Consider the following 14,150-nt stretch of genomic DNA (forward strand, 5'->3'; position numbering starts at 1 on the left):
TGAGGTTCAACCGATGCACCCGCTTACAGTTTCGGCAGCGTTTCTCGCCATCTCCAGCGCCTTTCTGCTCTACGGGCTCTCCTACGACACACGCCAGCTCGAGGCGCGCGTCTCGGCGCAGGAGCGGCTTGCGGACAAGGCACGTGCAGATATCGCCGTGCTGAAAGCCGAGCGCGCGCATCTCGGACGGCCGAGCCGCATCGAGCCGCTGGCGCGGGCACAAGGGCTCGAGCCACTTACCGACAAGCAGATGACGGACCGCGTGCCTGACGGCGCTCTCAGCACGGGTGCCATCGCCCGCTGAGGCTCATCTAGGGGGACGGACAAAACAATGCGCGGCGCGGCCAAAGGCGGAAGAAGGGCACGCTCTTCGGAGCCTGCGCCCGCACGCGCGGAGGCCCACTATGGGCCGCGCGGCCGCTTCAGAACGCGCCTCGTCATGCTCGGCATGGCAGCCCTCTTCGCCTGCGTCGCGGCGCAATTGGCGCGTCTTGCGGGCAGCGGCGGCTTCGAGATGGTGGCGGCGATCACCGAGCCGATGGCGCGAAGCTACGCGCGGCCCGATATTCTCGACCGTGGCGGCCGGCTGCTTGCGACCGACATCGAAATGCCCTCCCTGTTCGCCGATCCTTCGTTGGTGCAAAGCCTCGACGACGTGACCGAACGGCTTGGCGCCGTTCTGCCGGACATGGACCAGGGCGAGCTGCGCCGCCAGCTCTCAGACCGGAACCGGCGTTTCATCTGGCTTCGCCGCGGCATCGCTCCGAAGCTTGCGCAGCAGATCCACGATCTCGGTCTTCCCGGCCTCGAGTTTCGCGACGAGTTGAGGCGCGCCTATCCGCTCGAACGGCTGGCGGGACACGTGCTCGGCTCCGTCAACATCGACAATCGCGGCGCGAGCGGCATCGAGCGCACCATCGACGAAACGGTGGGCGTCGAGCCCACACACGGCGCGCCCTCGAACGTGGGGCTGCCGGTGAGGCTCTCGCTCGATCTCGGCGTGCAGCACGCCATCGAGGACGAGCTCAAGGCTGCCATGGTGCGCTACGAGTCCAAGGGCGCCGCCGGCCTCGTGATGGACGTGCGCACGGGAGAGATGCTGGCTTCCGCCTCGCTGCCAGGGCTCGATCCTTCTCAGCCCTCCGAGGTGCTGGATCCGGCGCGCATCGACAAGATCCAGGGCGGGACGTACGAGCTGGGCTCGATCTTCAAGATCCTGACAGTCGCCATGGCGCTCGACAGCGGCAAAGCCAAGCTCGATACCGTGCTGGACGTCACCAAGCCGCTGACCGCCGGCCGCTTCACCATCAAGGATCTGCACGCCTCGGGACGCCCGCTCACCGTGTCCGAGGTGTTCCTCCACTCCTCGAACGTCGGCTCGGGAATGCTCGCGCTCGCCGAGGGGCCGGAGCGGCAAAAGGCGTTTCTGGAAAAGCTCGGCCTGATGGCGCCGATGCGCACGGAAGCCGGCCCCGTCGCAGCCCCGCAGTTGCCGCCCCAGTTCGGGCGCGCCGAGCAGATCACGGTCGCCTATGGCCACGGTATGGCGGTGGCGCCGATCCAGTTCGCGGCGGCAACGGCGGCCATCATCAACGGCGGCACGAGGGTGACGCCTACGTACTTCCGCGGACGTAGCGATGCGCCAGCGAGCACGCGCGTGGTGAGCGCCGAGACGAGCAACAGCCTGCGCGGTCTGCTGCGGCGCAACGTGAGCGAGCCGATCGGAACCGGGCGGCGCGCGGATGTTCCCGGCTATCGCGTGGGCGGCAAGACCGGCACGGCAGAGATGCCGGGACGCGGGGGATACATGGAGAAGGCCGTCGTCGCCTCCTTCCTAGCCGCGTTTCCGATGGACGATCCCAAGTACCTCGTACTGGTGCTGCTGTTTGAGCCCAAGGGAACGAGCGAGTCTGCCGGAGAGGTGCTGGCCGGGCGCAATGCGGCTCCAACCGCGGGACGCGTGATCGCGCGCATCGCGCCTCTGCTCGGCGTCAAGCCGGCTGCGGACGTGGCGCAACTCCCGAATTGAGCCACACTTAACGCAATCCCAACGCTTGACCCGGATAGTTGCTGTCGCCCCCCGGCGCCCATCCCGCCGTGTTGAACAGGTCACCTTTCACGTCATGGACGATATCGAGCTCGTATCCGGCTTCGGGTCCATCGCGCGGCTTCGCGCGCTCTGGCGGAGCGTGGGCGCTCAAGCTGGCGGGCTCGGCGCATTCGACAGGTTCGATCTCGTAGAAGCCGCTGCCCGCATGGTGGAGGCGGAGGGCTCCGAACCGCTGGTCGCAATCTTCCGCCGCAACGGAGAGGCGGTCTCGCTTCTGCCGCTCAGGTGCGAGCGTCTTCTCGGCGCGCGTCTTGCCGTGCCGCTGCTTCATCCCTTGGCGCAATACACCGACGCTGTCGGCGAGGCGATCGATCCGGACGCCTTCGCGCGCCTCTGCAAAGCCGTCAGCCGCAGAGGCATCGACGTGATGCTCCTGCGGAAGGTGCGCCACGACAGCCGCCTCCACGCTGCGCTTCAACGCCATGGCCGCTCGCAACGGGCCGCCGAGCACGCGCTTTACATCGACCTCAAGGCCCATGGCACGTTCGCGGCCTATGACGCCTCGTTCTCCGGCAGCACGCGGCGCAACCGGCGTCAGCGCAAGCAGAAGCTCGAAGCGCTGGCGGGGCCCGTCTCCTTCGAGATGCTGCGAGGCGGTGATGCGCTCGACGCTTTCGAAACGGCGCTCGGCTGGAAGCGCGCGTGGCTCGACGAGCGCGGTGTCTCGAGCCCGGTGTTCGACGGAGGACAGTGGGAAAACCTGCTGCGCAGCACCGTTGCCTCGGGCTCCGCCATCGTGTCGGCCCTCAGCGCGGGCTCGTCGCTTGCCGCAATCGAGGTGGGCTACGCGGACCGCAACACCTATGTCGCCTATCTCGGCGCATTCGATCCGCGCTTCAGCTCGGCCAGCCCCGGCCAGGAGCAGATGCTGCGCACCATCGCCTGGTGCTTCGAGCAAGGTTTCGAGCGCTACGATCTTCTCGCTCCTGCCGATGACTACAAGCGCCAATGGGCGCGCACGGACACCGGCATCGCCATCGACGACTACGCGGTCGCGCTCACCTCTGTCGGGCGTGGCGTGGCGGGCCTGCGCCGGCACGTGCGTCCGCTCGCGCGTGATATCTATCTCAGGCTCTCGCCGGAAGTGCGCTCGGCTGGAAGCCGCTATGGGATGCCGGCCGCCGCGGTGGCTGCAGCCGCCTGCGCGAGCGCGATGCTGGCCGCGATCGAGTGAGCTAACCTCGCACTCTCGACATGCCCCAAAAACAGAACCATCGGCAGCTTCCGCCGCCGATGGTTCCACCCCGATCACGCTACGGCACCCATCGGGCGGAGCCCCAGCGTGGACGGTTCGAAAGCGGCGTCTCCGTTCCAGACGCCTCTCGCCGCCGAGCCACGCTTGCCCGCTACTGGGCTCGTGTCGCCCGATTGCAGCCGTCATCGATCTGTAAGAAAACGGTCGCACGGCTTCAACGTCTAAGGGGGTCTAATCCAGGTTCCGGACATGGATGGGGATTGGAAGACATTCGTTCGCCGCTATCGGTTGCGCCACGGCCTCAGTCAGGCGCGCATGGCCGACGTGATGGGTGTGGCACAGCGCACCATCTCACGGTGGGAGCGCGGCGAGGACAGTCCGTCCGTGGTGCAGCAGAAGCGCCTGCGTGACCTGGGTTGGGCACCCGCCAGCTCGCTGTTGCGCAGCCTCTCCGCCTCGATCTCGCTCTGCCCAGCGCCGCGTGCGCTGACACGAACGCCGGGCCTCACGCTGCAACGTCTCTCCGCACCCGCGCTCGCCAAGCGCCCTTCCATGGCAGACTGGATCGGCCGTGACTTGGCGCCGATCGCCACGGGCGTGCTCGAAGAGATCCTGGACGACGGCGTGCTGCAACGGGCGATCGCGAACGGCGAGATCCAGAGTCTCGTGACCACCACCCGCAGCGTTCTGCAAACGGCCGAGCACGACGGCATCGGCCTGTTCCGCACCACCATCACCTACTTCTTCCATGAAGGGACGATCTATAACGACGCCATCGGTTTCCCGGCACCGCCGGATGCCCAGTGCGGCTATAGCCCGGTTGCGATGGACGATGTGCTGTTCGACGGGTGAGCTGCCTGCTCAAGCGCGGCGTGCGTAGACTGGAATCTCGAACGAGCACGAGAAGGGCTGCTTACTGTCCGGCGCGTCCACATGCAGCGTCCAGCGAACCCCGTTGCCCTCGCTGTCGAGCGAGTATTCCCGGCTCGCGGGCGGCACATCGATCTCGACCGGGATGCGTGCGCCCGTGCGCGAAACCATCACGAGAGAGGCGGGGATCTCGCGCTCAACGCGGGCCAGCTCCCTCACGTCGAGGCGGGAGGTGGTCTTGCCGCCGGTCCTGATCCTGATCCACTTCAACTGTTCGCAGATCAAAGCGGCCCTGAGCGGCTCGACAGGCCGGGCCCGAAGGCGGGCCTCGACTGTGCCGCGAAACCTGTCACCGATGTAGGCGGGGAGCGTATCGAGGCGGAGGGTGGTTCTGCCGTAGCGCACGTGTGCCCAGGTCGCGGCGAGCGCGAAGCGAAGCGCTATCAGGCCGCAGAAGACAAAGGCGCCGAGTAGAAAGTAAGTCCACCAGGACTCGTCCAGAGCCACGCGGATCTTGTCGCGGTTGACTGTGCCGATGAACGCGAGGGCGCCCCACCAGCCGATGTTCCAGACCCATAGCAGGGCCGTGACGCCAAGGTTCGAGTGCGTGACGCGGCGGGAGGCCCAATCCTTGCGCTGCATCCAGGGCTGGCCCGGATAGCGCGCTTCGAGCCGGGCCTGCTCAGCGTCCCAGAGGGGTTTCTTCACGTAGCGGAAATAGAAGTAGCCGAGACCGATCGCTGCAAACACCAGCCCGACGGCGATCAGCACCAACGCTTTCGGAATGCTGGCTTCACCCGAGAGGAGCTGACGCACTCCAGCGAGGATGGTGAGGCAGCCCACGGCGCCCGTCAGCGCGAACATGGCGAGGACGAAGATGACGCCGATCCATTCACCGATGGATTGAGGGCGCGCGGGCAGATCCGGCGTCGAAACGCTCGTTCTCGCGGATACGCCGGTCGTGCTCTTCGCGAACCGCTTGAACTTCATGCGTTGCTACCCGACGGAGCAGGAGATCTCGCCCTCGGCGCTCAGGGTCTCGCCCTCGGAGCTGGCTTCGTCGCGGATGTGATAGACGGTGAGCTTGTAGGAGCCGCCGAACGCCGTCTCGTCGTCAGGGCTCTGGGTGGTTTCAACGACAAGCTCCACGTAGCCGTGCAAACCCGAGCCCGGCCTCTCGCGATAGAGATGAAGCTTCAGGCTATCCCCGTGAAACCAGTGATGGGCGAGGTGGTCCTTGTCGAAGGCGAGGTCGGCCAAGTCCTTCGGAGTATCTTTCAAGAGAACCTTGAGCGTGCCTTTGAAGTTGGTGAAGACCTCGCCCAGCCCGTGGCTGAACGAGCTTCCCGCCTCGAACTTCACGGAAGCATCGTTCGCCTCGCACAGGAAATCACCCGTCGCATGCGCGGGGCCGAGCGCCGCCATCATGGAAACCAGGACGGCGCCCGCGAAGCGGATCGTATAGTTCATCGAAGCCTACCCCGTTCCCTCTAGGCGCGGCTCGCCAGGGCGTCGCGGCCCAGCGCCGAAAGCGCGGTCTTCACGATGTCGGGCGCGGCGAGGCCCGCGCGCTCGTACATGCGGGCCGGCGCGTCGTGATCGATGAAGACGTCGGGCAGCACCATCGAGCGCACCTTGAGGCCGCGATCGAGCAATCCCGCTTCGGCGAGGTATTGCAGCACGTGGCTGCCGAACCCGCCGATCGAGCCCTCCTCGATCATCACCAGAACCTCATGCTCCTTGGCCAAGCGCGCGACGAGATCGCGATCGAGCGGCTTCATAAAGCGCGCGTCCGCGACCGTTGTGGAAAGCCCCATGGCTCCGAGCTGGTCGGCTGCCTTCAGCGCTTCGCCGAGACGCGCGCCGAGCGACAGGATGGCGACGCTGGTGCCTTCCCGCAGGATGCGGCCCTTGCCGATCTCGAAGGGAATGCCCTCCTCGGGGCGCTCGACTCCCATGCCCTCGCCGCGCGGATAGCGGAACGCGCAGGGGCGATCGTCGATTGTGGCGGCCGTGGCGACCATGTGCGTCAGCTCGGCCTCGTCGGCCGCGGCCATGATCACCATGTCGGGCAGGCAACCCAGGAACGCGAGATCGAACGAGCCTGCGTGCGTCGGCCCATCGGCGCCGACGAGGCCTGCGCGATCGATGGCGAAGCGGACGGGCAGGCGCTGGATAGCGACGTCGTGCACAACCTGGTCATAAGCGCGCTGCAGGAACGTGGAGTAGATGGCGCAGAATGGCTTAAGGCCTTCGGTTGCGAGACCGGCCGCAAATGTGACCGCGTGCTGCTCGGCGATGCCTACGTCGAAGGTGCGATCCGGAAACTCCTTGCCGAAAAGATCGAGGCCGGTGCCGTCCGGCATGGCAGCCGTGATGGCAACGACGCGCTTGTCCTTGCGGGCCTCGGTGATGAGGCTGTCGGCAAAGACGCGCGTGAAGGTGGGCGCGTTCTGCTTGGGCTTCACCTGCGCGCCGGTGACGACGTTGAAGCGGGCGACGCCGTGATACTTGTCGTCGGAGGCTTCAGCCGGGGCGTAGCCCTTGCCTTTCTTGGTGACGACGTGGACGAGCACCGGCCCCTGCTTGGTGTCGCGCACGTTCTTGAGCACGGGGAGCAGGTGGTTGAGATCGTGCCCGTCGATGGGGCCGACGTAATAGAAGCCCAGCTCCTCAAACCACATTCCGCCCTGCCAGAGGTGGCGGGTGTACTCCTCCATGCGGGCGGCGCGGCGCTCCCAGCTTTTCGGAAGGCGCTTGGCGAGCTGCTTGGCGAAATCGCGGAGTTGCAGATAAGTGCCGCTGGATGTGACGCGGGCGAGATAGGACGAGAAGGCGCCAGTGGGCGGCGCGATCGACATGTCGTTGTCGTTCAGGATGACGATCAGGCGCTCGTCGCGGGCGCCCGCGTTGTTGATCGCCTCGTAGGCCATGCCGGCGCTCATGGCGCCGTCGCCGATCACGCAGATGACGTTGTTGGTGCCGCCGTTCAGATCGCGCGCGACGGCCATGCCGAGGCCAGCCGAGATCGACGTGGACGAGTGGGCCGCGCCGAACGGGTCATACTCGCTCTCGCCGCGCTTGGTGAAGCCCGAAAGGCCACCGCCCTGGCGGAGCGTGCGGATGCGATCGCGCCGCCCGGTGAGGATCTTGTGCGGATAGGACTGGTGGCCGACGTCCCAGATCAGCCGGTCCTGGGGCGTTTCGAACACCCAATGGAGAGCGACCGTCAGCTCGACGACGCCGAGGCCCGCGCCGAGATGCCCGCCCGTGACCGAGACCGCCTCGATGGTCTCCTGGCGCAGCTCATCGGCAATCTGACGAAGGTCAGACTCGGGGTGCTTGCGAAGATCCTCCGGCGTCTTGATGGTATCGAGGAGCGGGGTCTTGCTCACGGCGGGACACATTCCTTCAACGATATGGGGCGTTTCGCCCAAGTGGCCGCAGCCTTGACACTCCAGCCTCGCGTTTCGGGGCACCATAGCGCCGAATGTACGGCGGATGAAGGGCCGAGGGCGGGCATTCCTCCCGCTCCCGCTGCGTCAGATGTGTGCAAAAGCGCGGACTGGCGTCCACCGGGGTTCGGAGGGGCACCACCCGGGCATCCCTCTTTCTTTTTCCGGCAGTTGCTCGGTCCGCACCTGGCAACCGGACAGCGCGGCGCGATTGCGATTTGCGCCAGGCTCCGGCGTCACTCCGGGTCGAGAGGCTCCGTGCCGCGCGGCGCGCCATCGGAACCCACGGTGAGCTTCTCCACGCGGGCCTCCGCCTGCTTCAACAGGCGGTCGCAGTGCTCGCGCAGCGCCTCGCCCCGCTCGTAGATGGTGATGCTCTCTTCAAGCTCGACATCACCGCGCTCCAGCCGGCTGACGATCGTCTCCAGCTCCTTCAGAGCGCGCTCGAAGCTCAGCTCCTTGATGTCGGCGTGATTCTTGTTCGGCGTCTTTGTCATTCCGAGCGAGCCCTTTGATTCTCCGGCCCGAATTTAGAGCCTCGAACGCCCGCACGCACGCAATGATTTCTTTAGCCGCATCAATTCTTTAGCTTCCGAGATCCATGAGCGTGCGCACATGCACGGCCACCGACTTGGCGAGCGCTTCGAGATCGTAGCCACCCTCCAGCATCGAGACGATGCGGCCCTTGCAATGGGTTTCGGCCACCTTTCCGAGAGCTTCCGTCGCCCACATGAAGTCGGCCTCGACCAAACGCAGGCCGCCGAGCGGGTCGCGCTTGTGGGCATCGAACCCGGCAGAGATGAGGATCAGGTCCGGCCCGAAGTTGTGGAGTGGACCCAGGATGCGGGAGGTGAATGCGTCGCGGAAGGTCTCACCCCCATCGCCCTCGCGCAGGGGCGCATTCCAGATGTTGCCGACGCCCGTCTCCGACAGCTCGCCCGTGCCGGGGAACAGCGGCATCTGGTGGGTGGAGCCGTAGAACAGGTCCTTGTCGGACCAGAAGACGTCCTGCGTGCCGTTGCCGTGATGAACGTCGAAATCCACGACGGCGACCCGCTCTGCGCCGTGGCGGGCGCGGGTGTAGTGGGCGGCGATGGCAATGTTCGAGAACAGACAGAAGCCCATGGCCCGGTCCTTCTCGGCGTGATGCCCGGGCGGGCGCACCTGGCAGAACGCGTTCGCCACGCGGCCGCTCATCACCTCGTCCACGGCCTCGAGACCGGCGCCGACCGCGCGGAGGGCTGCTTCGTAGGTGCCGCGCGACATCACGGTATCGCCGTCGATGTGGAGGGCGGCATCCCGCTTTTTCACAATCTCGGAGGTGCCTTTCATGCGGACCAGATGATCCGAGGGGTGAACGCGCAGGATCTCGTCCTGGACATCGAGACGCAGAGGCGCCTCCGCCCGCATCAAGGCGTTGTAGCTCTCGTGCGCCAGCACCTTGTCGATGGCGCGCATACGATCGGCGCGCTCCGGATGTCCCGGCCCCGTGTCGTGCTCCACGAAGGCAGGGTGGGTCAGCAGCAGTGTTGCCATAGTGAGGTCAGCCTTGGCGTTTCCCGAGTTTCTTTAATTGAGTTCCATGATAGCGGAGCCGTGGCGACTGGCCAGCGCTAACACGGTTACCGGGATCAGACTCTGAGGCCGGGGCGCTCCTTGCCGAAGCGGGCGCGGAGCCATCTCAGGCCGCGGACGGGGGCGGTCAGCACGGCCCAGAGCTGGAGCAGACAAAGCCAGACAAAGGCCGGGATGCCAACCAGCGGCAGGAACAGCACGACGAACGCGAGCAGGCGGGTCAGGCGTGCTGCCCAATATCCGAATTTCCCCGCATAGTCCGCCCGCTGCTCGGCAGGCCAGAGGCGCCCCCACCAAGATCTCGACACCTGGAACGCCAGGACGCCGAAGACGAGCGAGCCCAGGTAGACGAACTGAGCGGTGGATGGAATGCCGGGGATGAGGCGGGCGTCGAGCTCGCGCTCCCGAGCCTCGTCCCGAGCATAAACCTCGGCCGCCCTAACGGCGACGTGGCCGGTCACCTCGCCGATCCACTCGCCGAGCGTGCCGGTGATCGGCGTTGTCGCGGTGGGTACCGGGACGGCGGAAAACACCACGCGGCCCTGCGAGCCTGTGGCCGCCTTGACCGCCAGCTCGCTGCCGGCTCCTCCCAGCGCGCTCAGGAAGTCGGCAAACGTGGCGCGCTTCAACGCGTCGTCGAGACCGGCGACCTCGACCTTCTGCCAGAACCAATTGCGCCCGCCCGGCTGATGCGTGGCGCTGGTCTGCAAAAGCACGAGATTGACGTCGGCGCTTTCGGCGGCTTTGACGAGCTGGGTGATGTCGAGCGTCTGCTCGGGGCCGCTCGACGGCCGGAAGGTCAGCACGTTGCCTTCGATGCGGCCGGAGACAAGGGCGGTCTGTCCCTTGAGCGTGGCCAACGCATCCGAGAGAGACGAGGGATCGACCTGATCGACGAGGGCGGCCTTGGTGGCGGGATCATAGCGGGGCACCGACGACAGCCTGCGCGGCCCCCCGGGCTCGAGCGCGAGCGCACGTATGTTCGAGCGATTGAGCGGGCGGCTCAGCCTGTAGATGGTCTCCTCGAAGAGCACGCGATCATCCAGCCCGACGATTATGTTCGAGCGGAATTCGGCGGCGAGATCCCCCGCCCCGCTGCCCGTGCGGCGCAGGCGGTAGGCCTCCTTTCCGGACACGATGTGAAGGTCCGCGTCCTTCGGCAGGTCCTTCAGGAACGAGCGCCCAGAGAAGACGGTCTCCTCGCTGAGGTAGAGCGAGAGCTTTCCGCCCGTCGCGATTTCGGGGGCAAGCGTCGTGGCGACGCGTGCCATCTCATCCGGCGTCGCGGCGGTGAAAACGGTGCCTTCGCGGCTGGCGAACTTCCAGTGACCCTCCGGCGTGACGTGAGCCGCAAGCGCAGCCCCTTGCGACAGGCGCGGCAAGCCTGCGACGTGGGCCGCTGCATTGTCGAGAGCGCCGAGGCCGAGCTTGCCGGTCTTGGCAGTCACGCCTCCGCCGGTCTCGGCTGCTTCCCGTGCCAGACGAGAGAGCCAGCCCGCGCCCGAAGCGTCGGGGAGAAGCGTCGCGGCAGCGGCGAGCACGAGCGCGCTTGCAGCGAAGCGAATGAGCCGCATCACCTTCCTCCGACTTCGCGCGCGTCCCTCTCTCAGCCCGCAGGTGCCTTCATGCGAGCTCGGACTCCGGAATCGCCCCGATGACCGAATGGCCACCAGACGTCACCACGGAGGCGAGACCAGGGCCGGCCACCGAAATGTTTTCGGCGAAGAAGCGGGCGAGCGCAACGGACTCCATGGCGTGGGGGCCACCCACCTCCAGGCCAGCCAGCGCGCCCTTGGCCAGATAATGGCCGCCTGCCGCAAGCCCGAACAGCCGTAGATAAGGCGTTGCTCCCGCGAGCGCGAGATTGGGGCTGTGCTCGATGGCTTCGAGCATCCAGGCGGTGGCTTCGGCAAACGCGACGACGGTGGACGAAAGGCGCTGGCCCATGCGGCCGATCTCCAGCCGGTTGAGCGTCTTCAGCTGGCGCGCCGTCGCCTCGAACTCAGCGATCACCTGCTTGATGAGATTGCCGCCCGCGAGCGGAAGCTTGCGCGTCACGAGGTCGATCGCCTGAATGCCGTTGGTTCCCTCGTAGATCGGAAGGATGCGGGCGTCCCGGTAGTATTGCGCGGCGCCTGTCTCCTCGATGAAACCCATACCGCCGTGGACCTGCACGCCGATGGAAGCCACCTCGCAGCCTATGTCGGTGGAGAAGGCCTTTGCCACGGGCGTCAGAAGGGCCGCGCGATCGGACGCCGCCCGGCGATCCGCTTCGGTGGCGGCGTGACGTGCGCGATCGATGTCGGCGGCCGTGGCGTAGCAGATGGCGCGGGCGGCGCGCGTCAACGCCTTCATGGTGAGCAGGTTACGGCGCACGTCCGGATGCTCGGCGATGGCAACCATGCCGGCGGACGTGGCGGTGCGGCCCTGGCGGCGCTCCTTGGCGTAGCTCACGGCATGCTGGGTCGCGCGCTCTGCAACGGCGACGCCCTGAATGCCGACGGCGAGGCGCGCAGCATTCATCATGATGAACATGGTGTTGAGGCCGCGGTTCTCCTGGCCCACCAGATAACCGATGGCGCCGCCCTTCTCGCCGAACTTCATGACGGCGGTCGGGCTGCCGTGGATGCCGAGCTTGTGCTCGAGCCCGGCGCAGACGACGTCGTTCTCGGCACCCAGAGAGCCATCCGCATTGACGAGGCGCTTGGGCACCAGGAACAGTGAAATGCCGCGCGTGCCCGAGGGTGCGTCCGGCAGGCGCGCCAGCACGAGATGGATGATGTTCTCCGTGAGATCGTGATCGCCGTAGGTGATGAAGATCTTGGTGCCGAAGATGCGATAGGTGCCATCCTCATGACGCTCGGCACGCGTGGTAATGACGGAGAGATCCGAGCCCGCGTGCGGTTCGGTGAGATTCATGGTGCCGGTCCATTCGCCGCTCACCATGCGCGGAAGATAATCCTTCTTGAGCTTGTCCGATCCGCCGGCGTGCAGCGCATCGATGGCGCCTTGGGTGAGGAGAGGACAGAGCCCGAACGACAGGTTCGCCGCGTTCCACATCTCGCAGACCGCCATCGCAACCGTCTCCGGCAGGGCCTGGCCGCCGTACTGCTCCGGGCAGGGGAGCGCGCTCCAGCCCGCCTCGCGAAATGCGCCGTAGGCCTCTTTCCAGCCCATCGGGGTGACGACATGGCCGTTGGCCCATCGGGAGGGCGTGCGATCTCCAGCCTTGTTCAAGGGGGCGAGTTGCTCGCCAGCGAACTTGCCGGCTTCCTCAAGGATGGCGCGCAACGTGTCCTCGTCGAGCCCGTGCGAGCCGCCCTTATCCATCTCGCCCGAAAAATCTGCTGCCGTCTTGAGCGCGAACAGGATGTCGTCTACTGGAGCCTCGTAGCTCATTGCTTCTCCCTTTCCCGGCGCCCGGCGAATCAGCGTTTCCCGCCCGCCTCGATCATCGGGCGGAAGCCGTCCGAGCGCAACGGAGCACGAATCAGGTCCCGAACAATGGCAGTGCGCACGGCGGATCAAACGGCAATCGACGAGGCTGGCCGCCTGCTTCGGGACGGCGCACTCGTGGCGTTCCCGACGGAGACCGTCTATGGGCTTGGCGCGGATGCGACAAACGGGCAGGCCGTCGCTGGCATCTTTGCGGCCAAGGGGCGGCCGCATTTCAATCCGCTGATCGTACACGTTCCCGATCTCGCGCGGGCTGAACAGCTCGCAGTTTTTCCGCCCTCCGCGCGCAGGCTGGCAGAGGCGTTCTGGCCCGGGCCTCTGACGCTGGTGGTCACGCGGCGCGCGAGTTCAGGCCTCTCAGACCTCGTCACGGCGGGGCTCGACACAGTGGCGATCCGCGTTCCTTCACATCCCATTACGCAGGCCTTGCTGGCGGCATCACAACGACCGCTGGCGGCTCCCTCCGCGAACCGTAGCGGACGCGTGAGCCCGACCCGCGCCCAGCATGTGGACGAAGACCTCGGCGCCCGCGTCGCCATGATCCTCGACGGCGGAGCGACCGAGCACGGCCTCGAAAGCACCGTGCTGGATGCGAGTAAGCCGGACGGCGTGGTGCTTCTGCGGCCGGGCGCGGTTCCGCGCGAGGCGATCGAGGCGGTGCTCGGCGCGCCTCTCTCGGACGGCCCGGAGAGCGACGACGCACATCCCACGTCACCCGGCCAGCTCGCGAGCCACTATGCGCCAAACGCCGCGATCCGCCTCAACGCGAGCGACGTGCGGCCGGGAGAAGCTCTGCTGGCTTTCGGCGCGCCCGTTCCGGAGACGGCGGGGCCGGTGATCAATCTCTCGGCGCGGGGCGATCTGATCGAGGCGGCGGCAGGATTGTTCGCGGCGCTTCGCGCGCTCGACCGGACGGGAGCGGCCACCATCGCCGTGATGCCGGTCCCGGAGCACGGGCTCGGCGAAGCGATCAACGACCGTCTGCGCCGGGCGGCGGCTCCGAGAAGCGGCGCCTAGGCACCGATCAAATGCATCGCGACGAGCACGACGTGCGGCATTGCTGGCGCACGGAGAGGCATTGCGACACGTTGAGCCCCGCGCACGAGATCATCTGACACCGTGAGCCGCAGCTCGAACGGCAATTGGGGCCGTAGGTGTTTGGACGCGTGATGCCAGGGCCGGGGCCGAACCGCGGCACGAGCGCGGGATTAGGCACGGGCGTCACACGCGGCACTTTCGGTGCCGGCAACACCCGCGGAGGCGGAACCGCCCGGAAGCCTGGGTCGAGCGTGCTGCCAGGGCGCGTCCGGTTGGGCGCGGCTTCGGCTGTGCCTGTCATGCTTTCGAAACTCTGGACGGCCAGAGCCGCAACGGCGAGCGCCGCGAGACATGCAAAAAACGCTGCTCTGGCTTTCATGGCGAAGGCGCCTGGAACGGAAGATCGTTGGCCATTCTTCGTACTCTAAACGTCTTCACTCACCGTTGAAAT

General features: G+C 66.7%; 12 protein-coding genes. 5 read left to right on the forward strand and 7 right to left on the reverse strand.

Features of this window, described 5'->3' with window-relative positions; translation table 11 throughout:
- The first annotated feature begins 13 nt into the window (after positions 1-13).
- The 4 genes from ftsL (at position 14) to PE058_RS19725 (ending at position 4,157) form a co-directional block, all read left to right on the forward strand.
- Positions 14-304 (forward strand): cell division protein FtsL, encoded by a 291-nt coding sequence (gene ftsL, locus PE058_RS19710; RefSeq protein ID WP_271029219.1) that lies wholly within the window; start codon positions 14-16, stop codon positions 302-304.
- A gap of 27 nt (positions 305-331) precedes the next feature.
- A complete protein-coding gene (locus tag PE058_RS19715; RefSeq protein WP_271029220.1) occupies positions 332-2,029 on the forward strand; it encodes a peptidoglycan D,D-transpeptidase FtsI family protein in 1,698 nt (565 codons plus the stop codon).
- A 94-nt stretch (positions 2,030-2,123) separates the two neighbouring features.
- The gene (locus PE058_RS19720; RefSeq protein WP_271029221.1) at positions 2,124-3,284 is read left to right on the forward strand and encodes a GNAT family N-acetyltransferase; all 1,161 of its coding nucleotides are present in this window, start codon (positions 2,124-2,126) and stop codon (positions 3,282-3,284) included.
- A gap of 270 nt (positions 3,285-3,554) precedes the next feature.
- Positions 3,555-4,157, forward strand: coding sequence for a helix-turn-helix transcriptional regulator (locus PE058_RS19725; protein WP_271029222.1), 603 nt, complete (start codon positions 3,555-3,557; stop codon positions 4,155-4,157).
- Positions 4,158-4,166: 9 nt separating this feature from the next.
- Here the strand turns inward: PE058_RS19725 and PE058_RS19730 are convergent, their stop codons facing one another.
- The 7 genes from PE058_RS19730 to PE058_RS19760 all read right to left on the reverse strand — a co-directional run bounded on the left by PE058_RS19730 (position 4,167) and on the right by PE058_RS19760 (position 12,604).
- Positions 4,167-5,165 (reverse strand): hypothetical protein, encoded by a 999-nt coding sequence (locus tag PE058_RS19730; protein ID WP_271029223.1) that lies wholly within the window; start codon positions 5,163-5,165, stop codon positions 4,167-4,169.
- Positions 5,166-5,171: 6 nt separating this feature from the next.
- Positions 5,172-5,645, reverse strand: coding sequence for a hypothetical protein (locus PE058_RS19735; RefSeq protein ID WP_271029224.1), 474 nt, complete (start codon positions 5,643-5,645; stop codon positions 5,172-5,174).
- 20 nt (positions 5,646-5,665) lie between these two features.
- Complete coding sequence (gene dxs / locus PE058_RS19740; protein WP_271029225.1) at positions 5,666-7,582, reverse strand: 1-deoxy-D-xylulose-5-phosphate synthase; 1,917 nt, start codon at positions 7,580-7,582, stop codon at positions 5,666-5,668.
- A gap of 284 nt (positions 7,583-7,866) precedes the next feature.
- Positions 7,867-8,127 (reverse strand): exodeoxyribonuclease VII small subunit, encoded by a 261-nt coding sequence (locus PE058_RS19745; protein WP_020084915.1) that lies wholly within the window; start codon positions 8,125-8,127, stop codon positions 7,867-7,869.
- A gap of 88 nt (positions 8,128-8,215) precedes the next feature.
- On the reverse strand, positions 8,216-9,166 hold the full coding sequence (locus tag PE058_RS19750) for a histone deacetylase family protein (RefSeq protein ID WP_271029226.1): 951 nt from the start codon (positions 9,164-9,166) through the stop codon (positions 8,216-8,218).
- Positions 9,167-9,261: 95 nt separating this feature from the next.
- Positions 9,262-10,779 carry a hypothetical protein gene (locus PE058_RS19755; RefSeq protein WP_020084913.1) on the reverse strand — a complete coding sequence of 506 codons (1,518 nt, stop codon included), beginning with the start codon at positions 10,777-10,779 and terminating at the stop codon, positions 9,262-9,264.
- A 49-nt stretch (positions 10,780-10,828) separates the two neighbouring features.
- Positions 10,829-12,604 (reverse strand): acyl-CoA dehydrogenase, encoded by a 1,776-nt coding sequence (locus tag PE058_RS19760; protein WP_020084912.1) that lies wholly within the window; start codon positions 12,602-12,604, stop codon positions 10,829-10,831.
- Between the two features lie 105 nt (positions 12,605-12,709).
- On the opposite strand from PE058_RS19760, the gene PE058_RS19765 reads away from it, so the two are divergent.
- Entirely contained in the window at positions 12,710-13,678 is a 969-nt protein-coding gene (locus PE058_RS19765; RefSeq protein WP_271029227.1) for an L-threonylcarbamoyladenylate synthase, read from the forward strand.
- Positions 13,679-14,150: the final 472 nt, after the last annotated feature.

The sequence above is a fragment of the Hyphomicrobium sp. DMF-1 genome (assembly GCF_027886585.1).
Classification (GTDB): Bacteria; Pseudomonadota; Alphaproteobacteria; order Rhizobiales; family Hyphomicrobiaceae; genus Hyphomicrobium_C; species Hyphomicrobium_C zavarzinii.

Excerpts from the sequence above, each read along its gene's own strand:
- dxs (WP_271029225.1), bottom strand. The coding sequence starts at position 7,582 with ATGTGTCCCGCCGTGAGCAAGACCCCGCTCCTCGATACCATCAAGACG.
- PE058_RS19755 (WP_020084913.1), bottom strand. The coding sequence starts at position 10,779 with ATGCGGCTCATTCGCTTCGCTGCAAGCGCGCTCGTGCTCGCCGCTGCC.
- PE058_RS19750 (WP_271029226.1), bottom strand. The coding sequence starts at position 9,166 with ATGGCAACACTGCTGCTGACCCACCCTGCCTTCGTGGAGCACGACACG.
- PE058_RS19730 (WP_271029223.1), bottom strand. The coding sequence starts at position 5,165 with ATGAAGTTCAAGCGGTTCGCGAAGAGCACGACCGGCGTATCCGCGAGA.
- PE058_RS19760 (WP_020084912.1), bottom strand. The coding sequence starts at position 12,604 with ATGAGCTACGAGGCTCCAGTAGACGACATCCTGTTCGCGCTCAAGACG.
- PE058_RS19715 (WP_271029220.1), top strand. The coding sequence starts at position 332 with ATGCGCGGCGCGGCCAAAGGCGGAAGAAGGGCACGCTCTTCGGAGCCT.
- PE058_RS19745 (WP_020084915.1), bottom strand. The coding sequence starts at position 8,127 with ATGACAAAGACGCCGAACAAGAATCACGCCGACATCAAGGAGCTGAGC.
- PE058_RS19725 (WP_271029222.1), top strand. The coding sequence starts at position 3,555 with ATGGATGGGGATTGGAAGACATTCGTTCGCCGCTATCGGTTGCGCCAC.
- PE058_RS19720 (WP_271029221.1), top strand. The coding sequence starts at position 2,124 with ATGGACGATATCGAGCTCGTATCCGGCTTCGGGTCCATCGCGCGGCTT.
- ftsL (WP_271029219.1), top strand. The coding sequence starts at position 14 with ATGCACCCGCTTACAGTTTCGGCAGCGTTTCTCGCCATCTCCAGCGCC.
- PE058_RS19735 (WP_271029224.1), bottom strand. The coding sequence starts at position 5,645 with ATGAACTATACGATCCGCTTCGCGGGCGCCGTCCTGGTTTCCATGATG.
- PE058_RS19765 (WP_271029227.1), top strand. The coding sequence starts at position 12,710 with ATGGCAGTGCGCACGGCGGATCAAACGGCAATCGACGAGGCTGGCCGC.